The organism is Streptomyces sp. SAI-135, assembly GCF_029893805.1.
Lineage (GTDB): Bacteria > Actinomycetota > Actinomycetes > Streptomycetales > Streptomycetaceae > Streptomyces.
This window is the reverse complement of record NZ_JARXYP010000002.1, coordinates 5,627,322-5,652,449: the sequence shown is the minus strand read 5'-3', so window position 1 is coordinate 5,652,449 and position 25,128 is coordinate 5,627,322. Positions and strand designations below refer to the sequence as shown.

The window sequence follows — 25,128 nt, the reverse complement described above, 5'->3', positions numbered from 1 at the left end:
TCCTAGGGTCGAGGCATGACCACAGCGGAAACCCACGCTCCCGAACACACCCCACGACTCGCCTGGGCCCAGCACGCCCCCGAGGTCTACAAGGCGATGCTCCGCCTCGACACGGCCGCCCGGCGGGGCCTGGACCCCCGGCTGCTGGACCTGGTGAAGATCCGCGCCTCGCAGCTCAACCACTGCGCGTTCTGCCTCGACATGCACTCCAAGGACGCCCTCGCGGCCGGTGAGAGCGTCGAGCGGATCATCCAGCTGGGCGCGTGGGAGGAGTCGAAGCACTTCTACACGGAGAAGGAGGTCGCGGCCCTCGCACTGACCGACGCGGTCACCGTCCTCACCGACGGTTTTGTGCCGGACGAGGTGTACGAGCACGCGGCCAAGCACTTCGAGGAGGCCGAGCTGGCCCAGCTGATCGCCGCGATCACGGTGATCAACGCCTGGAACCGGTTCGGGGTGACCTGCCGCATGGTGCCGGGGCACTACGAGGCGGGCCGGCACCAGTGAGCCGTACGGACGTTCTCGACCCTCAGGTCGGCCGGGCCCTGTCCGCGCTCAGCGCCACCGCGAAACAGGGGCTCGGCGACCCGGCCCTCGCCGAACTGGTCGTCATCCGGGCCTCGCAGCTCAACCACTGCGCCTTCTGCCTGGACATGCATCTGGCCATCGCCCGCGAGCAGGGGGTGAGCGAGAAGCAGCTGGACCTGCTCGCCGCCTGGGAGGAGGCGGAGGGCGTCTTCGACGAGCGGGAGCGGGCCGCGCTCGCGCTGACGGAGGCGGTGACCGTCCTCACCGACGGTTTCGTGCCGGACGACGTGTACGACACCGCCGCGCGGCACTTCGACGAGGTCCGGCTCGCCCATCTCATCGGGCTGGTCGTCGCCATCAACAACTGGAACCGGGTGATGGTCGCCCGCCGCATCCCGCCCGGGGGGTACCGGCCGTGAGCAAGGTGGACGTCTTCCGCGCCCTGCACCGGGGCCGCCTCCCGGGCGATCCCCTCGTCCTGCCGGGCCCGTGGGACGCGGTCAGCGCCCGGGTGTGCGAGGAGGCCGGGTTCCCGGCACTGGCCACTCCGAGTGCCGCGATCGCCGCTTCCCTCGGCCACGAGGACGGGTCCACACCCGCCGACGAGATGTTCGCCGCGGTGGCGCGCATCGCGAAGGCGGTGGACATCCCCGTGTCGGCGGACGTGGAGAGCGGGTACGGGCTGGCGCCGAAGGAGCTGGTGGAGCGGCTGCTGGAGGCGGGGGCCGTCGGCTGCAATCTGGAGGACTCCGAGCACGGGGTCCTCAGGGATCCGCGCGAGCACGCCGACCGGCTCGCCGAGGTGCGGTACGCGGCCGGGGACCAGTTGTTCGTCAACGCCCGCGTGGACACCTTCTCCTGTGGTGACGGCGATCCCGAGCGGGCCATCGAGCGGGCCGCCCTGTACGTCGCCGCGGGTGCCGACTGCGTCTATCCGATCGGCGCCCCCGTGAAGGTGCTTCCGCTGCTGCGGTCCGGGATCCAGGGCCCGCTGAACGTGTTCGGGCGGCTGGACGGCGAGGGCCCCTCGCCCACCGAACTCGGTGAACTCGGGGCCACTCGTGTCACGTTCGGTCCCGGCCTCCAGCGCCGGGCCGCCCTGGCGCTGCGGGGGACGGCCGCAGAACTGCGGAAGCAGTGATCAGGACAGCCACGCCTGCCATGTGGACTCGTGGCTGTCCACCCACTTCTTCGCCGCCTCCTCCGGTGTCAGCTTCTGGTCGGCGATCATCAGGGAGACCTGGTTCTGGTCCTCGGTCGTCCACTTGAACTTCTTCAGGAACGCCGCCGCCTTGCCGCCGGACTTCGCGAAGTCCGTGTTCAGGTACTTCTGGAGCGGGGTGTGCGGATAGGCGCAGGCGACCTTCGCCGGGTCCGCGTCGCAGCCCTCCTTGTAGGCGGGCAGCTTCACCTCGGTCATCGGGACCTTCTCGAACAGCCACTGGGGGGCGTACCAGTAGGTCAGGAAGGGCTTCTTCTCCTTGGCGAACTGCCGGATCTGGGTGATCTGCGCGGCCTCCGAACCGGCGAACACCACCTGGTAGTCCAGGTCCAGGTTCTTCACCAGCGCCTTGTCGTTGGTGACGTAGGACGGGGAGCCGTCCATCAGCTGGCCCTTGCCGCCGCTCTCTGCCGTCCGCAGCTGCGAGGCGTACTTGTTGAGGTTCTTCCAGTCGGTGACGTCCGGGTGCTGCTTGGCGAAGTACGTCGGGACGTACCAGCCGATGTGCCCGGTGACGCCGAGTCCGCCGCCCGCGGTGATCGTCTTCTTGTCCTTGACGTACCGCTGCTCCTGCTCGGGGTGGCCCCAGTCCTCCAGGATGGCGTCGACCCGGCCCTGGCTGAGCGCGTCCCACGCGGGGACCTCGTCGACCTGGACGGTGTCGACGCGGTAGCCGAGCTTGTGCTCCAGGAGGTACTGGGCGACGGCCACGTTGGCCTGTGCGCCGACCCAGGACTGGACGGACAGGGTCACCGACTTGGCGCCCTGGGCGTTGGCGAAGGGCGAGGCCTGCTTGGTCATGTCGGCGGCACCGCAGCCGGTGAGCAGCAGCAGCAGCGCGCCACCCGCGGCGATCGTACGTACGCGCATGTCAGGCTCCCTTCCCCGGCCGGCGTTCCGTCGGCTGGGTGACCCGGTCGAGCATCAGGCCGAGGCAGACGATGGCGGCGCCCGCGACCAGGCCGGTCGCCAGGTCGCCCTGGGCCAGGCCGAACACGGTGTCGTAGCCGAGCGCGCCTCCGCCGACCAGACCGCCGATGACGACGACGGCGAGGACGAGGACCACGCCCTGGTTGACGGCGAGCAGCAGTGCGGGCCGGGCGAGCGGCAGTTGGACCTGCCGCAACTGCTGCCAGCTGGTCGCGCCGAGCGAGCGCGAGGACTCCATCGCGGCCAGGTCGACCTGGCGCAGGCCCTGCGTGGTGATGCGGACGACGGCGGGCAGCGCGTAGACGACGGCCGCCGCGGCGGCGGGCGCGCGGCCCACGCCGAACAGGGCGACGACCGGGATCAGGTACACGAACTGCGGCATGGTCTGGAAGACGTCCAGGACGGGTCGCAGCAGGCGTTCGACGCGGTCGCTGCGGGCCGCCGCGACGGCGGTCGCGAAGCCCAGGACCAGGGTGACGGCGACGGCCGCGAGGACCTGCGACAGGGTGTCCAGCGCGGGCGTCCACACGCCGAGGACGCCGATCGCGGCCATGGCGAGGACCGCGGTGAGCGCGGTGCGCCAGGTGCCGATCAGCCAGGCCAGGGTGGCGACGACGAGCAGCACGGACCACCAGGGCAGGCCCTGGAGGCCGTTACGGACCGGGTCGAGGACCCAGGTGGTGAAGTGGCCCGCCCAGTCGGCGGTGCCGCCGACGACGGGGACGCCGGAGTACAGGTGGGCCGTCATCCAGTCGACGGCCCGGTTGACGGGTTCGGCGATGTTCAGGGTCCAGGCGTCGGGCCAGTCGAGGCGGCCCAGCAGCCGTCCCGCGACCGCCACGACGACGGTCCCGGCGAGGGCGTACGCCCAGCCTGCGCGCCCCTGTCCCTCCGTGCCGTCGCCCGCCGCGCCGGTGACCCGGTCGAGGACGACGGCCAGCAGCACGATGGGGATGCCGGCCGCGAGGGCGGCGCCCACGTCGACGGAGGCCAGCGCCTGGTAGACGCGGTCACCGAGACCGGCGGCGCCGATCACGGAGGCGATGACGGCCATCGACAGGGCCATCATGATCGTCTGGTTGAGTCCGAGCATGAGTTCCTTGCGGGCCAGCGGGATGCGCGCGGTCAGCAGCCGCTGGCGGGCGGTGGTGCCGAGCGACTCGACCGCCTCCAGCACCTCCTTGTCGGCGCCCTGGAGGCCGAGCGCGGTGAGGCGGGCCATGGGCGGTGCGGCGTAGACGACGGTGGCGAGGACGGCGGCGGGTACGCCCATGCCGAAGACCAGGACGACCGGGAGGAGGTAGGCGTAGGCGGGCATGACCTGCATGGTGTCCAGGACCGGGCGCAGGACCTTGTCCATGCGGCGGGACAGTCCGGCGGCGAGCCCCAGCAGGACGCCGACGACGACCGAGGCGAGCACGGCGACGACCATCAGGGCGAGGGTCTGCATGGTGGGGACCCACATGCCGAGCAGACCGCAGGCCAGGAAGGCCGCGGTGGTGCCCAGGGCCAGCCGGACGCCGGCGACGCGCCAGGCCACGAGGGCGCCGAGCGCGGTGACACCGGCCCAGCCGGCGCCGAGCAGGACGAGGTAGACGGCGCGTACGGAGATCACGACCGCGTTGCTGACGTAACCGAAGCCGTAGAGGAACAGCGGGTGGCTGTCGCGGTTGTCGATGATCCAGTCGCTCGCGCTGCCGAGCGGCTTGGTGAGGTCGACGGTGAGGGCGGCGGGCCAACTGCCGCTGGCCCAGCGGGCGTTGGCCAGGGGGACCAGGATCGCGGCGGCGAGGGCGATGAGCAGGAGCTTGTGGACCGCGCGGTGCTTGAGCAGACCGGTGGGCAGGGCGCGGGGCGTGGACGCGGTGACGGTGGCCATCAGACCGCCTCCTTGCGGAGCTCCGTTCCGGAGGCTCCCCCGGGGAGCTCCGTTCCGGCGACCACACCGAGCAGGCGCTCGTGGTCGACGACGCCGAGGCAGCGTCCGTTCTCCACGACGCACGCCGGCCGGCCGCTGCCGGCGACGACCTTGATGGCGTCGGCGACGACGGCGTCGGGGGCGAGGGCGCCGGGGTGGGCCGGGCCCGCGCAGTCGCCCGGCTTCATGGCCCGGCGGACCGTCATGACCTGCTCGCGCGGCACGTCCCGGACGAACTCGCGGACGTAGCCGTCGGCCGGGGAGCCGACGATCTCCTCCGGGGTGCCGAGCTGGACGACCTTGCCGTCGCGCATCAGGGCGATCCGGTCGCCGAGCTTCAGCGCCTCGTTCAGGTCGTGGGTGATGAAGACCATCGTGCGGCCCTCCTCGCGGTGCAGGCGCACGACCTCCTCCTGCATGTCCCGCCGGATCAGCGGGTCGAGGGCGCTGAACGGCTCGTCGAAGAGGAGGACCTGCGGGTCCACCGCGAGGGCCCGCGCGAGACCGACGCGCTGCTGCTGGCCGCCGGAGAGCTGGGAGGGCTTGCGCTGCTCCATGCCCTCCAGGCCCACCTTGGCGACGACCTCGGCGGCCCGTGCCCGGCGCTCGGCCTTGCCGACGCCCTGGACCTCCAGGCCGTAGGCCACGTTGTCGAGGACCGTGCGGTGCGGGAGCAGGCCGAAGTGCTGGAAGACCATCGCGGCGCGGTGCCGGCGCAGTTCGCGCAGCCGGGACTTGTCCATCGCGCGGACGTCCTCGCCGTCGATGCAGATGGTGCCGGCCGTCGGCTCGATGAGCCGGGTCAGACAGCGCACCAGCGTGGACTTGCCGGAGCCGGACAGGCCCATGACGACGAAGACCTCGCCCTTGCGGACGTCGAAGCTCACGTCACGGACGGCGGCCGTGCAGCCGGTCTGCGCGCGCAGGTCGGCGGGGGCCAGGGCGGACAGCTCGGCGTCCTCGGGGACGCGCTCCGCCTTGGGGCCGAAGACCTTCCACAGCCCGTCGACGGAGAACACTGCGTTGTCCGTCGTCGGCGGCTTCTCCATGGTCGCGGTCGTACTCATCACGCACCACCTCCCAGCAGGTCCACGGCTTTCTCACCGACCATGAGCACCCCGATCATCGGGTTCACGGCGGTCATGGTCGGGAACACGGACGCGTCCGCGATGCGGATGCCGTCCAGACCGCGGATCCTCAACTCGGGATCCACCACGGCCAGTTCGTCGTCGGCGGCGCCCATGCGGCAGGTGCCCGCCGGGTGGTAGACGGTGTGCGCGACCTTGCGCGCGTACTCGCTGAGCTCCTCGTCACCGGTGATGTCCGGGCCGGGGCACACCTCGCGCTTGAGCCAGCCGGCGAGCGGTTCGGTCGCCGCGATCTCGCGGGCGATCCTGATCCCGTCGACGAGGGTGCGGCCGTCGTAGTCGTCCTCGTCGGTGAAGTAGCGGAAGTCGAGGGCCGGCTTGACCTCCGGGTCCGCGCTGGTCAGGTACAGGCGGCCGCGGCTCTTCGGCTTGGGGATGTTCGGGGTCATCGAGACGCCGTACGCCGGGCGTTCGTAGCCGAGGCGCTCCGGGTTGTCGGTGAAGGGGACCTGGTAGAAGTGGAACATCAGGTCAGGGCCCGGGTGTTCGGGGTCGCGGCGCACAAACAGGCCCGCGTCGGAGTCCATCGCGGAGTTCTCGGGGATCGGTCCGTTCGTCTCCCAGACGATGACCGACTCGGGGTGGTCGAGGAGGTTCTCGCCGACGCCCGGCAGGTCGAGGACGACCGGGATGCCGAGGGCTTCGAGGTCCTTGCGCGGGCCTATGCCGGAGTGCAGCAGCAGACGGGGCGAGTCGACGGCGCCCGCGCACAGGACGACCTCGCGGCGGGCCCTGATCAGGGTCTCCCGGCCGTCCTTGGAGCGCACGTGCACGCCCTGTGCCCGCGTGCCGTCCAGCTCCAGCTTGTACGCCCAGGTCTCCAGCAGGATGGTGAGGTTGGGCCGCTCGTCCATCACCGGGTGCAGATACGCCACCGACGCCGAGGAGCGCTTGTTGTTCTCGGGGTGGTAGGCCAGGTCGAAGAACCCGACGCCGTCGTCGAAGGGCTTCTTGTTGAAGCCCTCGACGCGCGGGACGTCGAGCGCCTTCTGCGCCGAGTCGACGAAGTCGCGGGCGATGGCGTTCCGGTCCTTCTCGTCGACCGGGACGATGTTGTTCTTCAGCCGGGCGTAGTACGCCTCCATGGGGACCGCGCCCCAGCCCTTGGCGCCGGCCTCCTCCCACTCGTCCCAGTCGGACGGCAGCGGCTTGAAGGCGATCAGGGTGTTGTGCGAGGAGCAGCCGCCGAGGACGCGGGCGCGGCTGTGCCGGATGTGGGAGTTGCCGCGCGGCTGTTCGGTGGTGGGGTAGTCGTAGTCGAGTTCGCCGCCGAGCAGGCCCATCCAGCGGCGCAGGGTGAGGACGTCGTCCCTGCCGACGTCACTGGGGCCGCCCTCGATGACGGCGACGGTGACGTCGGGGTTCTCGGTGAGGCGGGAGGCTATGACGGAACCTGCTGTTCCGCCGCCTATGACGACGTAGTCGTACTCCTGTTTGGACTCGGACATGGGGGTACTCCAGGGAAGTCTTGAGAGAGAGGGGAGGGAGCGAGTGGGTTCAGCCCGCGAACCAGCGGACCGGCTTCGGCGCGAGGTTCTGGTAGACGTGCTTGCTCTCGCGGTACTCGGCGAGGCCGGCGGGGCCGAGCTCGCGGCCCACCCCGCTCTTGCCGAAACCGCCCCACTCCGCCTGCGGGAGGTAGGGGTGGAAGTCGTTGATCCAGACGGTGCCGTGGCGCAGCCGGCCGGCGACCCGGCGGGCGCGTCCGGCGTCGGCGGTCCAGACGGCCCCCGCGAGGCCGTACTCGGTGTCGTTGGCGAGGGCGATCGCCTCGGCCTCGGTGCGGAAGGTCTCGACGGTGAGGACCGGGCCGAAGACCTCCTCCCGCACGACCCGCATCTCGCGGTGGCAGCGGTCAAGGACGGTCGGCTCGTAGAAGTAGCCGCTCTCCGGGCGCTCCGGGGCGGGCTTGGGGCGCTGGCCGCCGGAGCGCAGCACCGCACCCTCCTCCAGCGCGGAGGCGACGTAGGACTCGACCTTGGCGCGCTGCTGCTCGGAGACCAGCGGGCCGCACTCGACACCGTCCTCGGTGCCGCGGCCGAGGCGGATCTTCGAGGCACGGCGGGCGAGTTCGGCGACGAAGCGGTCGCGGACCGACTCCTCGACGATGAGGCGGCCGCCCGCGGAGCACACCTGGCCGCTGTGGATGAAGGCGGCGTTGAGGGCCTGGTCGACGGCGGTGTCGAAGCCCTCAGGGGTGGCGCAGGCGTCGGCGAAGACCACGTTGGGGTTCTTGCCGCCGAGTTCGAGGGCGACCTTCTTGACCGAGACGGCGGCCGCCTGCGCGACCTTGGTGCCGCTGACCAGGCCGCCGGTGAAGGAGACCAGGTCCACGTCGGGGTGCTCGGCGAGCCGGGCGCCGACGGTGTGGCCGGGGCCGGTCACGATGTTGGCGACCCCTTGCGGCAGCCCGGCCTCGACCAGCAGCTCGATGAGCGCGATGGTCGTCATCGGGGTGATCTCGCTCGGCTTGACCACGAAGGTGTTGCCGGCCGCGAGCGCCGGGGCGATCTTCCAACTGGCCTGGAGGAGCGGGTAGTTCCAGGGGGTGATCAGCGCGCACACGCCGACGGGTTCGTGGACGACGACACTGTGGACGTCGGTCGAGCCGGCGTCGACGACCCGGCCGGGCGACTCGCCGGCGACCAGGTCGGCGAAGTAGCGGAAGGCGTCGGCGACACAGTCGATGTCGACCCGGCCCTCCTCGACGGTCTTGCCCGCGTCCCGGCTCTCCAGCAGGCCGAGTTCTTCGCGGTCGCGTACGAGAAGATCGGCGACGCGGCGCAGCAGTGCGGCGCGTTCGGCGACGGGGGTGAGCGGCCAGGGGCCCTGTCCTGAGTCGAAGGCCCGGCGGGCGGCGTCGACCGCCAGGTCGGTGTCCTTCTCGTCACCCTCGGCGACCACGGCGAACGGCCGCGCGTCGGCGGGGTCGAGGATCTCGCGGGTGGCTCCGGAGACGGCTGCGCGCCATTCGCCGCCCGCGTGGATGGTGTGCGGCTCCCGCCGCGCGTGCTGTCCGGCCATGATCGGTGTTGCCTTCCGTTCCTGTTCGGTTCCCCTGTGTCACACGGGTGTCACTCACGGGGACCGTCGTCGCATGCCCCAGCGCCTCGATTGCATGCGCAATCGATGGCTGAAAGTGCGCTGGCTCACTGAAATTGCGGACAAACAGGATGAAAAGCACCACGTCGGGTGTGTGCCGGGCGCCGGTTCAGTCGATCGACGCCGGGTCGCAGGCGTAGGAGGCGCAGAAGCCGGAGAGAGCGGTGGTCAGCAGTTCCAGTTCGTCCTGGCCGCCGTCCTCCTCCAGGCCGTACGCGGCGACCGCGTAGATCAGGCCGTCCTGGGCGACGAACCGCTCGTCGTAGACGTGCCAGGGGCCGACGTCCGGTTCACCGCTGAGGGAGTCGGCCCGGTACTCCAGGCGTTCGCCGGTGAACCCGGCCTCCGCCACGGGCTGGAGGCCGAGCTGCTCGAAGCCGTCCGGCTTGGGGGTGTCGGAGGAGAGGTACAGCTCGAAGGACGCCTCCGGGGACTCCTCCGCGACCTGGTACACCTGGAGCCTTCGTTCGCCGTCCGCGCTGCGGTAGTTGACCACGTCGATGCCGTACTGGGACGCCTTGGTGGTGCGCGACCAGCCCAGCGGCCGTGCGATGCGGAAGCCCTCGGCGTCCTCGAACAGCTCGTATCCGGGCGGGAGTTCGGGCGTCGAGGCGAGCGGGGAGGGCGTGTCCCCGGTCGGCGAGGGGGTCGGTGAGTCGTCGGGGCCGCTCTGCTGCGAGACGGCTCCCGTGGGCGTGGGGCTCGCGTCGACGGCCTTGTCGTCCTCGTCCCCGCCGCCGACGACGAACGTCAGCACCAGGGCCACGGTGACACCGACGGCGGCGACCCCTGCGAGCGCGGACCACAGGACGCGGCGGTCCTTCCGGGCGGAGGGCTCGGCGACGGCCGTGCCGGCGGTCGACCAGGCCGCCCCCGACCACTCGGCCGACGGGACGCCACCGATCTGCTCGGCCGACGGCACGGATCCGTTACCGATCTGCTCGGCCGACGTGACGGATCCGCCACCGATCCGCTCGGCCGAGGACCAGCCGCCGCCCGGGGTGCCGGGCCCGTGCCAGGTACTGCCGTCACCGGCACCGGGCCAGCCGGCGGGAGGGGCCGGCGGAGGCGGGACGGAGGGCGCCGGCGGTTCCGCGGAGCCGGACCCCGCGGCCGTCCGTGCGTCCGGCTCCGCCCCGGCCGCCGGCGGCCAGACGGGCACGGTGGGCTCCGCGGAGGGCGTGGCGGTCCCGCCCGCCGACGGCATCGCGTCCGGCCGGGGCGGGGGCGGCGGAGTGACCGGACCGGTCGCGGACCCGCTCCCGTCCCCGTCCTCCCACCGCTGGGTCTCCTCGTTCCAGTACCGCACTCCCCCGCTCATGGCGTCCCCTTCCCACTCACCGCGTCCCCCCGTTCGCACCCGTGCCGTGCGGGCCGGCTCACCGCGCCCGCACAGACCGGCACCGTACCCCCGCGCTCACAACCCGAGCAGCCCGGCCACCGCTCCCGCCGACGCGACCAGGCCGACCAGCGCCTGCGAGTCGTCCAGCAGCGCCCGCAGGCGCTCCCGGCGGGTCGGCCCCGCCTGCCCCGTCGTGACGATCTCCTCCTCCGTCTCGGCCAGCGCGCTGTCCAGCGCGGCCGTCTCGTCGGTGGCCCGCAGCCGCGTGAGGTCCGCGCGCAGTTCCCGTACGGCGGTCAGGAGCGCCTCGGCCGTTTCGTCCCGCTGGGGCGCCGTGCCGTGGTGGCTCTCGGCGTGCGCGTGGCTGCCGATCGCGAAGGTGCTGCCGTGGACACCACCGCTGATGCTGACGCCTGGTTCATCCGTTGCCATTGCCGCTGGTTCCCTTCTGTGAGGCGGTCCCCGCGCCGCCGGTGGTGGAGAACGCGGACGCGTGCGGGCCCGCCGCGAACGTGCTGCCGTGGACACCGCCCTCGACATGCACGCCGTTGTTGATGTTCACGATCTTCTGGACGAACTCGCCGGTCTCGTAACCGGATTCGGCCAGCGCCGTGAGCACGCCGTGCGCGACCCGGTCCTGGACGCTCCTGAGGTAGCGGTAGGCGTCCATGTCCTGGAAGAGGGACCCCTCGTCCGCCGAACCGAGCTCGCGCACCGACAGCGCCGGGCCGTCGGGCAGCGCGCCCGCGTAGCCGCCGGTCATCAGCTTCCACGCGTAGGCCACGCCCCTGCCGAGGGTGGCGAGGGAGCGGGCCGCGGAGCCCGGCACCCGGGCCACCGCCCAGGCCGCCTTGCCGAGCACGTTGTTGTGCCGGTAGGTGTGCGCCGCGCGGTCGGCGTCCTTGAAGTCCTCGCGCACCGGCAGCAGGACGTGCGGGGCGATCTCCAGCATGAGCATCCGGCCCTGGGTGTGGACGCGCACGAAGACCGTGACGACCAGCTCCTCCTCCCAGCCGCCGACCCGGATGCGCAGGAAGTGCCGCCGCTTCTCGGCACCCTCCTCGACCGCGCGGGCCCGGTGGTCCTCGAAGGCCTGCGGGTGGTACGGCGCCTCCTCGCGGCGGCGCAGCCCCTCAGCGGGCAGGAACACGCACTCGTCGATCTCCAGCCAGCGCAGCCGGTCGCGGACCGTGTGCCCGGCGAACTCCGAGGGCAGCCTCAGCTGTTCGAGCAGCGGGCGGATCTTCTCCAGGACCGCCCGGTTGTTCAGCGGGAGCTGCTCCTTCCTGCTCTCGTCGGGCCGCAGCTCGACGGCGAGCACCCAGGTCTCGTAGGCGTACCCGGCACCGCAGAAGGGCCGCTTCTCGTGGTACATGACCAGCGGCGCGTGCTGCTCGGTCCGGATGCGGTCCTTGAGCCGCTGGAACCGCTGCCCCTCGGCGCGCTCGGCCGGGTCGCCGGCCGCGTCCGGGAAGCGCTGCGGGGAGAGTTCGGCGCCGACCGCCCTGGCGAACTGGCCGCGCTGGGCGGCCACGCACACCGCGATCAGCGCGAACACGACGATCACCAGCCAGGCCTGCAGCGGCCCGACCAGATCACCGACCCCGTCGAAGTCGGGGAAGAGCAGATCGGACAGGTCGGACGAGTCGCCGTAGGAGCCGTAGGAATCGCCGTAGCCGTAGGAGTCGCCGAAGGAGCCCGAGCCGCCGTACGACGAGTCGTCCTCGCCGCCGCCGAACGCGACCACGAGGGCCAGGACGAGGAACATCGCGAAGACCAGACGCCCCCACCAGCGCATGACGAAGGCGGGCAGGCGCCGGTACAGCGGCGGGTTCGCGCCCTTGCCCCGGACCCAGGAGGCGGCCGCGAGCAGCAGGCTGGGGCCGAGGAACACGAACAGCAGTCCGCCGGTCAGCGGCAGCCCGATCACCCACAGGCCCAGGATCAGGCCGGCCCACAGCAGCTCCTGGCGCCGGGCGCGCAGCGCGTGCGCGAGCACCCGGGCCGCGTCGAGGCCGAGCGAGGGCGCCACGATCCGCTGTTCGTTCAGGTGGAGCTGCTCGATGACCCGGTCCCGGTAACCGGAATCCAGGTAGGTGCCCGCGCACAGCAGCCGGGTCGCCTCGCTCGCGTGCGGCGGCGTGACCGGGCCCGGCGGTGCCGACTGCGGTTGCCGAGGCACAGATGTAGTGGTCACGCGACTCCCCCGATGCGTGCAAAGTCCTTGCGCATGTCACCTGTTGACAAACCATCAGCATAGAGGTGCCGGTGGGTCCGGGAAACCGGAATCCGGTACCCGCGGACGCCACCGTATTCCTGGACGCCACCGCATTCCTTTGACTACAGTCAAAGATTATGGATCCGGTGTCGACACAGCACGTGGCGGAGTTCCGCCGGTTCAACCGCTACTTCACCCGCCGCATCGGCGCCCTGGACGACCACTACCTCGGCCAGGACCGCCCGCTCGGCGAGGCGCGGCTGCTGTTCGAGATCGGCGACGGGGTCTCGCTGCGCGAGCTCAGGACCCGGCTCGGGCTGGACGCCGGATACCTGAGCCGGATGGCGAAGACCCTCCAGGCGCAGGGCCTGGTCCGGATCAGCGTCCACCCGGACGACAGCCGGCTGCGCAGGGTCGAGCTGACCCGCGCCGGACGGACCGAGCTCAAGGAGCAGAACCGCCGGGCCGACGCCCTCGCCGCCGGCCTGCTCGACGGACTCAGCCCGGCCCAGCGCGACCGGCTCACCGAGGCGATGAGCACCGCCCAGCGCCTGCTGCGCCTGGCCGGCATCACCGTGGCGCCGGTGGACGGCGCCGCCCCCGACGCCCGCGCCTGCCTCGACGCCTACGCCGCCGACATCGACGCCCGCTTCCCCGAGGGCTTCGACCCGTCCGACCTGGTGCGCCCCGAGGAGGTCTCCGGGGCCGCGGGCGCGTTCTTCGTGGCGTACGAGGAGGGGCGCCCGGTGGGCTGCGGTGCGCTGCGGCGGCTGGAACCGGGCGTCGGCGAGCTCCGCCATGTGTGGGTGCACCCGGACGCCCGCCGCCTGGGCCTGGCCCGCCGGATCCTCTCCGCCCTGGAGACGGAGGCAGCCGCCCGCGGCCTGACCGTGCTGCGGCTCGACACGCACGCGTCCCTCACCGAGGCGCAGACGATGTACCGGGCGTGCGGCTACACGGAGATCCCGCCGTACAGCGAGCACGCCTACGGCGACCACTGGTTCGAGAAGCGGCTGTCCGGCCCGGCGAACTGACCACCCGGCCTGCGGGATCCGGAGAATCGCGCACTATCGCGTCCGGTCGGGAACGAGTACTATCGCGTTCGGCTTGTCACCACGGTGACGGGCCAACCACCCCAGCCCGCGCCCCAGTTGAACCGAGGAGCCGCCGTGCCCTCCCTGCTGAACCCGGTCTTCGGCCTGCTGATGCTCCGCCAGGGGACCGGGGGCGACCCGCTCGCCGACTCCGAAGTCCGGCCCGGCCCCGCCCCGCGCACGTGTGCGCGTCGCGCGGCCACGAGCCGTCCGGCGCGGTCGGGTTGTACGTCCCGGGCGACACCGCAGCGGCGGCGGCACGCCGGGCCGCGGCGGGCCGGCCGATGCGGATCGGCGGGCGTCAGGGCGCTCAGCGGCACTCCGTGTCCGCCGGGCAGAAGGAGGCCAGCGCCCTGGTGAGCGGCTCGCGCACCAGGGCGGGCGTGAGCGAGGCGGGGCCGGCCGAGCGGATCGCGTACAGCGTCCCGTCGGCGGCCTGGAAGCGGTGGTCGACGACCCGGCGGGCACCGAGGTCCGCGTCGTCGTAGCGGTAGACGAGCTCGGCCCAGGTGGTGCCCGTGGCGCGGTCGAGGACCCGGTAGCCGGGCCGGCGCGCGAAGCCGTAGCCGGGGTCGTTCTCGGCCAGTTCGAGGGACTGGGCCGGGGTGTCCTCGGCGATCCGGAAGACCTGGAGCCGGCGGCCGTCGTCGGGGGCGTCGTAGACGACGACCGGGGCGGACCGGCCCTGCTTCTCGCTGCGGGTCCAGCCCCGGGGGACGTCGACGGAGTAGCCGACGGGGTCGTACACCCGGCGGTATCCCGCGGCCGTGGACGCGGAGGGCGACGGGGACGAGGAGGACGACGGGGCCGTGACGCTCGGCGCCGGTCCGGCGTCCGCGGGGGTGCCGGAGCCGAGGGAGGTGTCCCGCAGGAACCACCAGACACCGGCCCCCACCGAGACCCCGACCAGGACGGCCACCGCGAGGGCGACGAACACCCGGCGGACCCGATGGGGCGCGTGCGCGGGACCCGGAGCGGCCGGTGTCCAGAGCGGGACGGGCGAGGCCTGGGTGCCGGCCGTCGCCCAGGGCGGCGCGAAGGAGGTCTGCGTCTCCGCGGAGGCCCACGGCGGAGCGGTCCCCGCCTCCCCCGAGCTCCAGGCCGACCGGCCCCTCTCCTCGCTCGGCCCGTGTCCCGCTCCGGAACCCGAGCTGTAGCCGTTCCAGCCGTTCATGGCGAACCCCCCGTATCACCCCACCGGGTAAGACTTCGACCGTAGGGCGGAAAACGGCCACGGGCCCTGTTCCGGGGGGAACCGGAACAGGGCCCGTGCAGGCTCGTGACAGAGCTGTGGAGAAACCTCAGATGAGGCCGAGGGCGCGGACCGCCTCGCGCTCCTCCTCCAGCTCCTTGACGGAGGCGTCGATACGGGCGCGGGAGAACTCGTTGATGTCCAGGCCCTGGACGATCTCGTGGGAGCCGTCCTTCGTGGTGACCGGGAAGGAGGAGATGAGGCCCTGCGGGACGCCGTAGGAACCGTCCGACGGGATGCCCATGGAGGTCCAGTCGCCGTCCGCGGTGCCGTTGACCCAGGTGTGGACGTGGTCGATGGCGGCGTTGGCGGCCGAGGCGGCGGAGGACGCGCCACGGGCCTCGATGATCGCGGCACCGCGCTTGGCGACGGTCGGGATGAAGTCCTCGGCCAGCCACTTCTCGTCGTTGACGGTCTCGGCGGCGTTCTTGCCGGCGATGGTGGCGTGGAAGATGTCCGGGTACTGGGTGGCGGAGTGGTTGCCCCAGATGGTCAGCCGCTTGATGTCGGCGACCGTCGAACCCGTCTTCTTCGCGAGCTGGGTCAGCGCGCGGTTGTGGTCCAGGCGGGTCATCGCGGTGAAGCGCTCGGCCGGTACGTCCGGGGCGGCGGCCTGGGCGATCAGCGCGTTGGTGTTGGCCGGGTTACCGACCACCAGGATCTTCACGTCGTCCGCGGCGTGGTCGTTGATGGCCTTGCCCTGCGGCTTGAAGATGCCGCCGTTGGCCTCCAGGAGGTCGCCGCGCTCCATGCCCTTGGTGCGGGGGCGAGCGCCGACGAGCAGACCGACGTTGGTGCCGTCGAAGGCGACGTTCGGGTCGTCCGTGATGTCGATGCCCGCGAGCAGCGGGAAGGCGCAGTCGTCGAGCTCCATGGCGGTGCCCTCGGCGGCCTTGAGCGCGGGGGTGATCTCCAGGAGGCGGAGCTTGACCGGCACGTCCGCGCCGAGCAGCTGGCCGGAGGCGATGCGGAAGAGCAGGGCGTAACCGATCTGGCCGGCCGCGCCGGTGACGGTGACGTTCACGGGAGTGCGGGTCATGGCGTTCTCCGTATGACAGCTGGCGGTGGGGCGTCCCTGCCCCGGACGTTTGATCGATCTCTCGGCGTCAAGAGATCTCCAGCGGTCAGGCTATCGCGCATCCGGGGACCCGAACGTCCGGGTCCGTGTGGCCCACCCCACAAACGGCCGCCCCGACAGAAGAGGCGGCCGCCCGTCCGGGAGAGGGGGGACGGAAGCGGCCGCCGTATGGGGGTACCGGTGTCCGGACTCCCGTGGGGGTAGGTTTCGCGTGCCCAGGATTCAGCGGCCCATGCACACTCCTCGAAGATTCACCCGTGCACCCGTGCACCCGTCCACCCGTCAGTCGGTGCACCCCTGCTGTCCGGAAGCCAGGGTCACACACGCCTTCGCCTCGCCCGCGTCCTTCACGGCGACCATCGGCGTGTAGGCGATCGTGTCCCCGGCCTCGGTGATGCTGCCGCTCTGCTCGGCCGCCTTGCCCGCGCTCACCTCGACCTTGTCGCCCTGCCCGGCCTGGGTGACCCGCCCCCAGGCCGCCCCGCACGTCTTGCTGTAGCGCACCTCGAGGACGGTCGCCCCCACGGTCGCGGTCTTGGCGGTCGTCACCAGATTGCCGCTGCACCCCATGGCCTCGGCGTCCTTCCCGGTGCAACCCTGGCCACTGCACTTCACTCCGGCGGGCAGCGAGACGCTCGCGCTGGCGGACGGCGACGGCGACTTCCCGGTCTGGTTCTTCTCGTCCCCGCCCGGGTCGGTCAGGTAGAACACGGCGGCGACCACGACGAGCACCCCGACGACCCCCGCGAGGAACATCGTCAGCCGCCGCTTGCCCCCGCCGGAACCGCCGGAACCACCGGGACCACCGGGAACGCCGGAGCCACCGGACACCCCCTCACCCGGACGTGCGTCCTGCGGCGGGCCGTACGGCCCCGGCGCCCCCGGGGTACGTCCCGCACCGTCCGGCGAGACCGGTGCGGCCGGTGCGGCCGGTGCCGGGCGCCCCGGCGCCTGGGACGGCCCCTGGTACCCGGCCATGCCCCAGGAGTTGCCCCCCGAGGAGGCCCCGCGCCGCGCCTCGGCGCTGTCGTTCTCCGACGCCACCGGCTGGGGCGGCACCGTGGGGGCGACCCCCGCCGGTCCCGCGATCCCCGGCGTCGCCGTCGCGCTGCCGCTCTTGCGGGCCGTCTTGCTGCCCTTGGCGTTCGCGGGCGGGGCCCCGAACTCGCCGAGCGCGGCGCGCGCCTGGGAGATCCGGATGGCCTCCATGGTCATGTCGTGGCGCATCTCCGAACGGCTCCAGGCGCGTTCGGCGAGCTCCCACATCGTGGTCAGGTGAATGGGATTGGTGCCGGTGACCTCGGCCAGGGCGACGATCGCGCCCTTCGGCGCGAGCAGCCGACCGTTGAGATACCGGTCCCAGGACGTCTTGCTGTAACCCGTGCGGTCGGCGACGGCCGCGATGCTCAGGCCGCTGCGGTCCACGAGCCGCCGCAGCTGGCTCGCGAACTCCCTGACCTGCGGATCCAGTTCATCCGGCAAGGCCCTCCAACGAGGCATTGCTCCCCCTCTTTCCCCCCGGTCGGTGCTGGCTGTTCCCCGCTCTTCCCCGTGCCACAAGGATCTCAGCTCCCCGGGTGGGGGCGCACGGGAGCATCCGCAAGTTCGACACGTTAGTCGTGTCGTCGAACATCTCCATATCAAAGACGCAAACTTGTCGATACATCGTCACAGGCGGAACACACCGGAGATAACGGCCGCCACGGAGGTCCCGGATCACCCGGACGCAACGGCACCGGCCACCCCGAGCAGCAGGAGGAGGACGAGCAGCAGCGCGGCGGACAGCAGCAGGCGGTTCATGCCGCTCGTGCGCTCGGCGGGGGGCTCGTCCCACCACGGCAGCGTGGGGTCGTCCTCGTACCGTTCCCCGCTCGCGCTCTCCTCCTCGGCGGTCCGCGCGGGGGCCGCCGCCGGGCGGGGCCAGGCCTGGACCGCCAGTTCCCAGCGCACCCCGAGGCGTTCGGCGTCGGTGGTGTCGAGGCCCGCGATCCGGCACAGGGCGGCGACGGCCTGGCGGGGCGGGGGCTGGCCGGCGTTGAGATAGCGGTGCCAGGAGGACTTGCTGTACGCAGTGCGGGCGCCGAGCGCGACGAGGCTGAGCCCCGTGCGGTCCTTGAGCCGCCTGAGCTGCTCCACGAAGTGCCGCACCTCCGGTGGCAGATCGTCGGGCAGCGCCTGCCAGCCACTCATCGCGCACCTCCGTGGCGTCCTCACCTGCTTCCAGGCAAGTGACGACGTCAGGGGCCTGATCGGTTCCTGGCCGGGGGCCGGCTGTGGCAGGTCGCGCACACCGTGCCGGAACGGTCACCGCTGTGCCACAGCGGACTGACAGCCGTTGAACAGGGTGTTCGCGGCACGGGAGGCTGGGTGGTGACGGCGGTCCGTCCCTCGTCGGGGGTGGGGGCGGACCGCCGGCCCGCACGGGGTCAGCTGTTGCTGACCGTGAAGTGCAGGGTGTCCTTGAGGAAGGGGATCTCCAGCCAGGGGTTCGGCTGCACCATCATCGCCAGCAGGACGATCGCGGTGCCGAGCACGCCGTAGGTGGCGATGTCGGTGAAGCGGGAGCGCACGGCGAGCATGCCGACGTCCGGCAGCAGCCAGCGCAGCACGGCACCGGCGAGCAGGGCGTGACCGATGAACAGGGTGCCCCAGCGGAACTGGTCGAGGGCCGTCAGCAGCAGCCCGAGCCCCACCACCGCCAGCACGGAGAGCACCGGCCACTGCCGGGCGGGCGCCGGGGCGTCCCGCGGTGCGGCGCGGCCGCCGCCCTCGGGCCGCGCGGTGTCCCTGGTGAACAGCGGAAACCGCCGTGTCGCCCGCCGCGGCCGCCCGTCGACGTCGGGAGCGCTGATCGCGTCCCGTACGACCATCTCGGCCTCCGCGCCGGGCTCCGCCGCCTCCTCCGAAACACCGTCGGTGTCCCGGACCACGCCTGCTTCTCCCGTCCCGGCCTCCCGGCCCGCGCCCGGCGCGGACTTCCGCACCGACCCCGCCGACGCACCGGCCGCCTCAGCCCCGGCACCGTCGCGTCCGCGCGTCCCGCCGGACACCACGCCTGCCTCCTCCCGGCCCCGCTCACCGGACGACGGACCACCCCGCTCACCGGACGCGCGCTCCGCGCCCCCGGCCGACTCGCGAGCCCCGGCGCCGTCCTCGCCGGACCGGGAGGTCTCCGCCGCGGTCGTCGCTCCCCGCTGTCGGGGGTCCCGTGCCTCAGCCGACACTGCGCTCCGCCGCCTCGACCACGTTGACGAGCAGCTGGGCGCGGGTCATCGGGCCGACGCCGCCGGGGTTCGGGGAGATGAAGCCGGCGACCTCGGCGACACCGGGGTGGACGTCGCCGACGATCTTCCCCTCGGCGTTGCGCGAGACACCGACGTCGAGCACCGCGGCGCCCGGCTTCACGTCCTCGGGGCGGATCAGGTGGGCGGAACCCGCGGCGGCGACGATGATGTCCGCGCGCCTGAGGTGCGAGGACAGGTCACGGGTGCCGGTGTGGCACTGGGTCACCGTCGCGTTCTCGCTGCGCCGGGTCAGCAGCAGCGGCATCGGGCGGCCGATCGTCACGCCACGGCCGACGACCACCACCTCCGCGCCCTTGGTCTCGACGCCGTAGCGGCGCAGCAGGGTGAGGACGCCGTTGGGGGTGCAGGGCAGCGGCGCCGGCTCGTTGAGGACGAGGCGGCCGAGGTTCATCGGGTGCAGCCCGTCCGCGTCCTTGTCCGGGTCCATGAGCTCCAGGATGCGGTTCTCGTCGATGCCCTTGGGGAGCGGCAGCTGGACGATGTAACCGGTGCACGCCGGGTCGTCGTTCAGTTCGCGGACGACGGCCTCGATCTCCTCCTGGGTGGCCGTCTCGGGCAGTTCGCGCTGGATGGAGGCGATGCCGACCTCCGCGCAGTCGCGGTGCTTGCCGGCGACGTACTTCTGGCTGCCGGGGTCGCTCCCGACGAGGATCGTGCCGAGGCCGGGCGTGACGCCCTTCTCCTTCAGCGCCGCCACGCGGGCGGTCAGATCGGACTTGATCGCGGCTGCGGTGGCCTTGCCATCGAGAATCTGGGCGGTCATGACCCCATCCTCCCGGATGACCCGGCCCCGGTTCCAATCCGGGTTCCACCAGGGCCCCTGCCAAGATCGGCGAGGTTGCACTTGCACAACACATACCGAATGAGGCTGGACAACAACACACCTGCCTAGAACGATGTCTGGCGCAGTATCGCGGTTGGTGTTCGGGGGGCAGACCGCTCAACCATGACGTTCCTCCGCGCAGTCCGCATTGTCCCCAGCACGGCCAACGGAGGATCACCATGAGTTTCGGCTCGCCCAACAACCCTTACGAAAAGCCGCAGAACCCCCAGCAGCCGCCGCAGCAGCCCGGCTACGGCTACCCGCAGCAGCAGCCGCCCCAGCAGCCGGGCTACGGCTACCCGCAGCAGGCCCCCCAGGGCGTGCCGCCGCAGCAGGGCTACCCGCAGCAGCAGGGTTACCCGCAGCAGCCCGGTTACGGCTACCCGCAGGCGCCGCAGGTCCCGGCCTCCGCCTACGGCTACCCGCAGCAGCCGGGCTACGGCGCCCAGCCGCCCTACGCCAACTGGGGCCAGCGCTTCCTCGGCACCCTGGTGGACATGCTGGTCTTCGCGGTCCCGTACATCCTGGTCATCGTCGGTGCCAACGCCAAGACCGCGGCTCTGTCGCTGATCGGCGGCCTCGCGCTGCTCGGTCTCGCGATCTACCAGCTGATCATCGAGGGCAAGAACGGCCAGACGCTCGGCAAGAAGGCCCTCGGCATCCGCCTGGTCCGGGAGAGCGACGGTCAGCCCCTCGGTGTCGGCATGGCCTTCGTGCGCCGTCTCGCGCACTTCCTGGACAGCCTCGCGTGCTACCTCGGCTGGCTGTGGCCGGCCTGGGACGCCAAGCGCCAGACCTTCGCCGACAAGGTCTGCTCGTCCATCGTGATCCGGACGCACTGAGCACCGCCGCACCGCGAACGAGGGCGCGTCTGCACGTCGCCCTCCCACCACGTCTTCCCCGGGGCCGTGTCACACCGTGACACGGCCCCGGTGCGTCCGCCCTGGCGCGTTCGCCCCGTATCCCGGCACTGCCCGCCGACGGGGCGCTAGCCTCTCCTGAGTCAACTGGTGTGACGCCAGAGCACGTTGAGCGAAGAAGAGGCAGGTCGGGGGGACCGTGACAGACATATCGGCGGCCGAGGGGACCGCGCTGCGGCAGGCGGGCGCGGTCCCGCTGCTGCTCGCCGATCCCAGGCGCATCGGACCCTACGTCCCGCTCGGGCTGCTGGGCAGCGGTGGCATGGGCCGGGTCTATCTGGCCCGGCGCGCCGACGACGCCCCCGGCCTCGCCGCCGTGAAGGTGATCCGGCCCGAGTACGCCGAGGGCCCCGACTTCCGGCGGCGCTTCGAGCGGGAGGCCGCCGTGCACGGGCGGGTGCGCACCCCGCGCGCTCCGCACCTGCTGGGCACCGGGTTCGACGACGCGCTGCTGTGGATGGCCACCGAGTACCTGCCCGGCCTCAGCCTCGCCGAGGCCGTCCGCGAGTGCGGGCTGCCGGGCCCGGCCGGGGTGTGGCGGCTGGTGGCGGAGCTCGGGGAGGCCCTGTCGGCGCTGGCCGCCGCCGGGGTCGTGCACCGCGACCTCAAGCCCTCCAACGTGATCCTGTCCCCCCGGGGCGCGCACGTCATCGACTTCGGCATCTCCCGCGCGGCCGACAGCAGCGCGATCACCTCGACCGGCAACCGGGTCGGCACGGCCGCCTACATGGCGCCCGAGTATCTGCGCGAGGGCCGCTGCGACGCCGCCTCCGACGTCTTCTCCCTCGGCTGCACCATCGTCTACGCCGCGACGGGGCACGCCCCCTTCGGTGACGGGACCGGTGTGGACGTCATGCACCGGGTCGCCTTCGAGGCACCCGACACCGAGGTGATGGCCGAACTCGCCCGGGCGGACACGGCGTTGGCCGCCCTGCTGGCCGCCTGCCTGGCCAAGGACCCCGCCGGGCGCCCCGCCCCGCGGCAGCTGATCGACGCGGCCACGGCCGCCGGGCACGGCCGCGCCTCCGACTGGCACGCACCGCTGGCCGTCCGGCTCCGCGAGCGGCAGCAGGGGTGCGCGGTGCTGGAGAACGCGCCCGTCCGGCAGTCCCCCCACTTCCGCACCCCCCTGGAACCGGTGCTCGCGCCGGTTGCCGTGCCGGCCGCCGGGAGGGGCAGGCGGCACAGGTCCCTGCTGGCCGCCGTCGCGGGCCTCGCCGTCGGGGCCGTGGCCGTCGGCGCGTTCCTCCTCACCCGCCCCGGCGACACCCCGGCCGCCGCCGCCCCGAAGGGCTCCGGCAGCGTCACCGCCTCCGCCGCACCTGCCTCCTCAGGGCCTGGCACTTCCGTCTCGCCGTCCGTCACGGACAAGGGCGAGAAGAAGGACAGGAACAAGGACAGGGGCAAGGAGCAGCAGGCCGCCGCCGGGCAGAGCAGCCGCGGGCCGGAGAGCACGCCGTCCGCGACGGCCACCCCCGGCGGCAGCGCGGGCGGGGACGGGGGCGGCAGCAGCGAGGCGCCCGCCCCGACCGCCACCGTGACGAAGACGGCCGCGCCCCCGGCCACCCCTGCCTGGATCTCCGGCTGCACGTACTACTCGGGCACCGAACTCACCGACTACGGCGACACGGGCCAGCGGGTCGTGCAGGTGCAGTGCATGCTCACCAAGCGCGGCTACAGCGTGGGCGGTTCGGGCGTGGACGGCGAGTTCGGCAGGGACACCCAGGCGGCGGTCAAGCAGTTCCAGGGCGCCAAGGGGCTGGAGGTGGACGGCCAGGTGGGGCCCAACACGTGGGCGGCGCTGCGCAGTTCGTCGTAGCGCCGCCCAGGTCGGGGTCGGGTCAGTGGAAGAAGTGCCGCGTCCCCGTGAAGTACATCGTGACGCCGGCCTTCTTGGCGGCCTCGACGACGAGTTCGTCACGGACCGAGCCGCCCGGCTGGACGACCGCCTTCACACCGGCCTCCAGGAGGACCTCCAGGCCGTCCGGGAAGGGGAAGAAGGCGTCCGAGGCGGCGTACGAGCCCTGCGCGCGCTCGGCACCGGCCCGCTCGACGGCGAGCTTCGCGGAGTCGACCCGGTTGACCTGTCCCATGCCGACGCCGACCGAGGCGCCGTCCTTGGCGAGGAGGATCGCGTTGGACTTGACGGCCCGGCAGGCCCGCCAGGCGAACGCCAGCTCGGCCAGCTCGTCGGCGCTCAGCGCCTCGCCGGTCGCCAGGGTCCAGTTCGCCGGGTCGTCGCCCTCGGCCTGGAGGCGGTCGGTGACCTGGAGGAGCGCCCCGCCGTCGATGGGCTTGACCTCGGCGGGGTGCGCGGGCGCGGCCGGGGCCTTCAGGACGCGGATGTTCTTCTTCTTGGCGAGCGCCTCGAGGGCGCCGTCCTCGTAGTCGGGCGCGACGATGACCTCGGTGAAGATCTCGGCGACCTGCTCGGCCATCTCCTTGGAGACCGGACGGTTCACCGCGATCACGCCGCCGAACGCCGACAGCGGGTCGCACGCGTGGGCCTTGCGGTGCGCCTCGGCGACATCCGAACCGACCGCGATACCGCAGGGGTTGGCGTGCTTGATGATCGCGACGGCCGGCTCGGCGTGGTCGTACGCGGCACGGCGGGCGGCGTCCGTGTCCGTGTAGTTGTTGTACGACATCTCCTTGCCGTGCAGCTGCTCGGCCTCGGCGAGACCGACGCCCGTGCCGTCCACGTAGAGCGCGGCGGGCTGGTGCGGGTTCTCGCCGTAGCGCAGGGTGCTCTTGCGCTCCAGGGCGGCGGCGATGAACTCGGGGAACGGGGAGTCGTCCGCGGGGGCGTAGGCGCTGGCGAACCAGCTGGAGACCGCGATGTCGTACTCGGCGGTGTGCCGGAAGGCCTCGGCGGCGAGCCGCTTGCGGGTGGTGAGGTCGAAACCGCCGTCCTTGACCGCGGCCAGGACGTCGGCGTACCGCTCGGGGCTGGTGACGACGGCGACCGAGGGGTGGTTCTTGGCGGCGGCGCGCACCATGGAGGGTCCGCCGATGTCGATCTGCTCGACGCACTCGTCGGGGCTCGCGCCGGAGGCGACGGTCTCGCGGAACGGGTAGAGGTTCACGACGACGAGGTCGAAGGGCTCCACACCGAGCTCCGCGAGCTGCTCGCGGTGGCTGTCGAGGCGCAGGTCGGCGAGGATGCCGGCGTGCACGCGCGGGTGCAGGGTCTTGACGCGGCCGTCCAGGCACTCGGGGAAGCCGGTGAGCTCCTCGACCTTGGTGACGGGGACGCCGGTGGCGGAGATCCGGCCGGCGGTCGACCCGGTCGAGACGAGCTCCACGCCCGCCTCGTGCAGGCCGCGCGCGAGGTCTTCGAGGCCGGTCTTGTCGTAGACGCTGATGAGCGCCCTGCGAAGGGGCCGCTTGTTGCTCTCGGCGGTCACTGGATAACTACCTTTCGTCCCTCAATGCGATAGCCGTTGCGGGCGAGGCGCCCCACGACCTCGACGAGCAGCCTTCGCTCGACTTCCTTGATGCGCTCGTGCAGAGCGCTCTCGTCGTCCTCGTCCCGGATCTCCACCACGCCCTGGGCGATGATCGGTCCGGTGTCGACGCCGTCGTCGACGAAGTGGACGGTGCAGCCGGTGACCCTGGCTCCGTACGCGAGTGCGTCGCGCACTCCGTGGGCCCCCGGAAAACTGGGCAGCAGCGCGGGGTGGGTGTTCACGAACCGCCCGCCGAAGCGCGCGAGGAACTCCTTGCCCACGATCTTCATGAAGCCGGCGGACACCACGAGGTCGGGTTCGTGGGCGGAGACGGCCTCGGCGAGGGCGGCGTCCCACTCCTCGCGGGTCCCGAAGTCCTTGACCTTGCGGACGAAGGTGGGGATTCCGGCCCGCTCGGCCCGCGCGAGCCCCTCGATGTTCTCGCGGTCGGCCCCGACGGCCACGATCTCGGCGCCGTACTCCTCGGTGCCGGTCGCCGCGATGGCGTCCAGCAGCGCTTGGAGGTTCGTACCGGATCCGGAGACCAGCACGACCAGGCGCTTAACCGGCCTGGCCTGCTCGGCCACGGGCTTGGCGGCCACGGCGGGGCCCTTTCTCGGGGGAGCGTTTGTACGGTCGTACGAATGCTTCGAGCCCCGGGATACGGGGAAGTCTACGAAGCGGCCGAACGTCAGCAACGATACCGGCACATCCGAAGGCCCCCGCGGGACGGGGGCGTGGCCGGAAGGTAGCGTCTGCCAGGGGCCTCTCCGGGAACGCGGGCGGTGTGCGGTGCGTT

22 protein-coding genes are annotated in these 25,128 nt (G+C 72.4%); 6 read left to right on the top strand and 16 right to left on the bottom strand.

Annotation, left to right across the window (positions count from 1 at the left end; translation table 11 throughout):
• Positions 1–15: 15 nt before the first annotated feature.
• From M2163_RS30195 to M2163_RS30185, 3 genes are read left to right on the top strand one after another with little or no spacing between them, the layout of a single operon-like run.
• The gene (locus tag M2163_RS30195; RefSeq protein WP_280849741.1) at positions 16–507 is read left to right on the top strand and encodes a carboxymuconolactone decarboxylase family protein; all 492 of its coding nucleotides are present in this window, start codon (positions 16–18) and stop codon (positions 505–507) included.
• Complete coding sequence (locus M2163_RS30190) at positions 504–947, top strand: carboxymuconolactone decarboxylase family protein (protein WP_280895543.1); 444 nt, start codon at positions 504–506, stop codon at positions 945–947. Before M2163_RS30195 ends, M2163_RS30190 begins: the two co-directional genes overlap by 4 nt.
• On the top strand, positions 944–1,669 hold the full coding sequence (locus M2163_RS30185; protein WP_280849743.1) for an isocitrate lyase/phosphoenolpyruvate mutase family protein: 726 nt from the start codon (positions 944–946) through the stop codon (positions 1,667–1,669). Before M2163_RS30190 ends, M2163_RS30185 begins: the two co-directional genes overlap by 4 nt.
• On the opposite strand, the gene M2163_RS30180 is transcribed toward M2163_RS30185, so the two are convergent.
• From M2163_RS30180 to M2163_RS30145, 8 genes are all read right to left on the bottom strand, one after another.
• Positions 1,670–2,620, bottom strand: a complete 951-nt coding sequence (locus M2163_RS30180) for an ABC transporter substrate-binding protein (RefSeq protein ID WP_280849744.1) — start codon at positions 2,618–2,620, stop codon at positions 1,670–1,672.
• A 1-nt stretch (position 2,621) separates the two neighbouring features.
• Positions 2,622–4,559 carry an ABC transporter permease subunit gene (locus M2163_RS30175; protein WP_280895542.1) on the bottom strand — a complete coding sequence of 646 codons (1,938 nt, stop codon included), beginning with the start codon at positions 4,557–4,559 and terminating at the stop codon, positions 2,622–2,624.
• Entirely contained in the window at positions 4,559–5,665 is a 1,107-nt protein-coding gene (locus tag M2163_RS30170) for a glycine betaine/L-proline ABC transporter ATP-binding protein (RefSeq protein WP_280895541.1), read from the bottom strand. Before M2163_RS30170 ends, M2163_RS30175 begins: the two co-directional genes overlap by 1 nt.
• Positions 5,665–7,194 carry a GMC oxidoreductase gene (locus tag M2163_RS30165; protein ID WP_280895540.1) on the bottom strand — a complete coding sequence of 510 codons (1,530 nt, stop codon included), beginning with the start codon at positions 7,192–7,194 and terminating at the stop codon, positions 5,665–5,667. Before M2163_RS30165 ends, M2163_RS30170 begins: the two co-directional genes overlap by 1 nt.
• A 49-nt stretch (positions 7,195–7,243) precedes the next feature.
• Complete coding sequence (locus M2163_RS30160) at positions 7,244–8,770, bottom strand: aldehyde dehydrogenase family protein (protein ID WP_280849749.1); 1,527 nt, start codon at positions 8,768–8,770, stop codon at positions 7,244–7,246.
• A 187-nt stretch (positions 8,771–8,957) separates the two neighbouring features.
• Positions 8,958–10,169, bottom strand: coding sequence for a hypothetical protein (locus tag M2163_RS30155; RefSeq protein ID WP_280849750.1), 1,212 nt, complete (start codon positions 10,167–10,169; stop codon positions 8,958–8,960).
• Positions 10,170–10,265: 96 nt separating this feature from the next.
• A complete protein-coding gene (locus tag M2163_RS30150; RefSeq protein WP_280849751.1) occupies positions 10,266–10,622 on the bottom strand; it encodes a hypothetical protein in 357 nt (118 codons plus the stop codon).
• On the bottom strand, positions 10,609–12,387 hold the full coding sequence (locus M2163_RS30145; RefSeq protein ID WP_280849752.1) for a hypothetical protein: 1,779 nt from the start codon (positions 12,385–12,387) through the stop codon (positions 10,609–10,611). The genes M2163_RS30150 and M2163_RS30145 overlap by 14 nt, the downstream gene beginning before the upstream one ends.
• A gap of 158 nt (positions 12,388–12,545) precedes the next feature.
• Between M2163_RS30145 and M2163_RS30140 the strand changes: the two genes are divergently transcribed.
• Complete coding sequence (locus M2163_RS30140) at positions 12,546–13,442, top strand: bifunctional helix-turn-helix transcriptional regulator/GNAT family N-acetyltransferase (protein WP_280895539.1); 897 nt, start codon at positions 12,546–12,548, stop codon at positions 13,440–13,442.
• A gap of 370 nt (positions 13,443–13,812) precedes the next feature.
• On the opposite strand, the gene M2163_RS30135 is transcribed toward M2163_RS30140, so the two are convergent.
• The 6 genes from M2163_RS30135 to M2163_RS30110 all read right to left on the bottom strand — a co-directional run bounded on the left by M2163_RS30135 (position 13,813) and on the right by M2163_RS30110 (position 19,900).
• Positions 13,813–14,676, bottom strand: a complete 864-nt coding sequence (locus M2163_RS30135) for a hypothetical protein (protein ID WP_280895538.1) — start codon at positions 14,674–14,676, stop codon at positions 13,813–13,815.
• Between the two features lie 127 nt (positions 14,677–14,803).
• Positions 14,804–15,793: a malate dehydrogenase gene (locus M2163_RS30130; RefSeq protein ID WP_280895537.1), complete on the bottom strand. Its 990-nt coding sequence runs from the start codon at positions 15,791–15,793 to the stop codon at positions 14,804–14,806.
• 321 nt (positions 15,794–16,114) lie between these two features.
• Positions 16,115–17,314: an XRE family transcriptional regulator gene (locus M2163_RS30125; protein ID WP_280849756.1), complete on the bottom strand. Its 1,200-nt coding sequence runs from the start codon at positions 17,312–17,314 to the stop codon at positions 16,115–16,117.
• A 234-nt stretch (positions 17,315–17,548) separates the two neighbouring features.
• On the bottom strand, positions 17,549–18,022 hold the full coding sequence (locus M2163_RS30120; RefSeq protein ID WP_280895536.1) for a helix-turn-helix transcriptional regulator: 474 nt from the start codon (positions 18,020–18,022) through the stop codon (positions 17,549–17,551).
• 236 nt (positions 18,023–18,258) lie between these two features.
• Positions 18,259–18,762 carry a DUF3017 domain-containing protein gene (locus M2163_RS30115; protein ID WP_280897336.1) on the bottom strand — a complete coding sequence of 168 codons (504 nt, stop codon included), beginning with the start codon at positions 18,760–18,762 and terminating at the stop codon, positions 18,259–18,261.
• A 283-nt stretch (positions 18,763–19,045) separates the two neighbouring features.
• The gene (locus tag M2163_RS30110; protein ID WP_280849758.1) at positions 19,046–19,900 is read right to left on the bottom strand and encodes a bifunctional methylenetetrahydrofolate dehydrogenase/methenyltetrahydrofolate cyclohydrolase; all 855 of its coding nucleotides are present in this window, start codon (positions 19,898–19,900) and stop codon (positions 19,046–19,048) included.
• 239 nt (positions 19,901–20,139) lie between these two features.
• On the opposite strand from M2163_RS30110, the gene M2163_RS30105 reads away from it, so the two are divergent.
• Positions 20,140–20,802: an RDD family protein gene (locus M2163_RS30105; RefSeq protein ID WP_280849759.1), complete on the top strand. Its 663-nt coding sequence runs from the start codon at positions 20,140–20,142 to the stop codon at positions 20,800–20,802.
• A 217-nt stretch (positions 20,803–21,019) separates the two neighbouring features.
• Complete coding sequence (locus tag M2163_RS30100) at positions 21,020–22,699, top strand: protein kinase (protein ID WP_280895535.1); 1,680 nt, start codon at positions 21,020–21,022, stop codon at positions 22,697–22,699.
• Between the two features lie 22 nt (positions 22,700–22,721).
• Here M2163_RS30100 and purH read toward each other — a convergent pair whose 3' ends face one another.
• Both purH and purN read right to left on the bottom strand, forming a co-directional pair.
• Positions 22,722–24,287, bottom strand: a complete 1,566-nt coding sequence (gene purH, locus M2163_RS30095) for a bifunctional phosphoribosylaminoimidazolecarboxamide formyltransferase/IMP cyclohydrolase (RefSeq protein WP_280895534.1) — start codon at positions 24,285–24,287, stop codon at positions 22,722–22,724.
• Positions 24,284–24,931: a phosphoribosylglycinamide formyltransferase gene (gene purN / locus M2163_RS30090; protein WP_280849762.1), complete on the bottom strand. Its 648-nt coding sequence runs from the start codon at positions 24,929–24,931 to the stop codon at positions 24,284–24,286. Before purN ends, purH begins: the two co-directional genes overlap by 4 nt.
• Between the last annotated feature and the right edge of the window lie 197 nt (positions 24,932–25,128).

Coding starts and splice junctions, on each gene's coding strand:
- M2163_RS30195 (WP_280849741.1), top strand. CDS start 16: ATGACCACAGCGGAAACCCACGCTCCCGAACACACCCCACGACTCGCC.
- M2163_RS30180 (WP_280849744.1), bottom strand. CDS start 2,620: ATGCGCGTACGTACGATCGCCGCGGGTGGCGCGCTGCTGCTGCTGCTC.
- M2163_RS30175 (WP_280895542.1), bottom strand. CDS start 4,559: ATGGCCACCGTCACCGCGTCCACGCCCCGCGCCCTGCCCACCGGTCTG.
- M2163_RS30170 (WP_280895541.1), bottom strand. CDS start 5,665: ATGAGTACGACCGCGACCATGGAGAAGCCGCCGACGACGGACAACGCA.
- M2163_RS30165 (WP_280895540.1), bottom strand. CDS start 7,194: ATGTCCGAGTCCAAACAGGAGTACGACTACGTCGTCATAGGCGGCGGA.
- M2163_RS30160 (WP_280849749.1), bottom strand. CDS start 8,770: ATGGCCGGACAGCACGCGCGGCGGGAGCCGCACACCATCCACGCGGGC.
- M2163_RS30155 (WP_280849750.1), bottom strand. CDS start 10,169: ATGAGCGGGGGAGTGCGGTACTGGAACGAGGAGACCCAGCGGTGGGAG.
- M2163_RS30150 (WP_280849751.1), bottom strand. CDS start 10,622: ATGGCAACGGATGAACCAGGCGTCAGCATCAGCGGTGGTGTCCACGGC.
- M2163_RS30140 (WP_280895539.1), top strand. CDS start 12,546: ATGGATCCGGTGTCGACACAGCACGTGGCGGAGTTCCGCCGGTTCAAC.
- M2163_RS30135 (WP_280895538.1), bottom strand. CDS start 14,676: ATGAACGGCTGGAACGGCTACAGCTCGGGTTCCGGAGCGGGACACGGG.
- M2163_RS30130 (WP_280895537.1), bottom strand. CDS start 15,793: ATGACCCGCACTCCCGTGAACGTCACCGTCACCGGCGCGGCCGGCCAG.
- M2163_RS30120 (WP_280895536.1), bottom strand. CDS start 18,022: ATGAGTGGCTGGCAGGCGCTGCCCGACGATCTGCCACCGGAGGTGCGG.
- M2163_RS30110 (WP_280849758.1), bottom strand. CDS start 19,900: ATGACCGCCCAGATTCTCGATGGCAAGGCCACCGCAGCCGCGATCAAG.
- M2163_RS30105 (WP_280849759.1), top strand. CDS start 20,140: ATGAGTTTCGGCTCGCCCAACAACCCTTACGAAAAGCCGCAGAACCCC.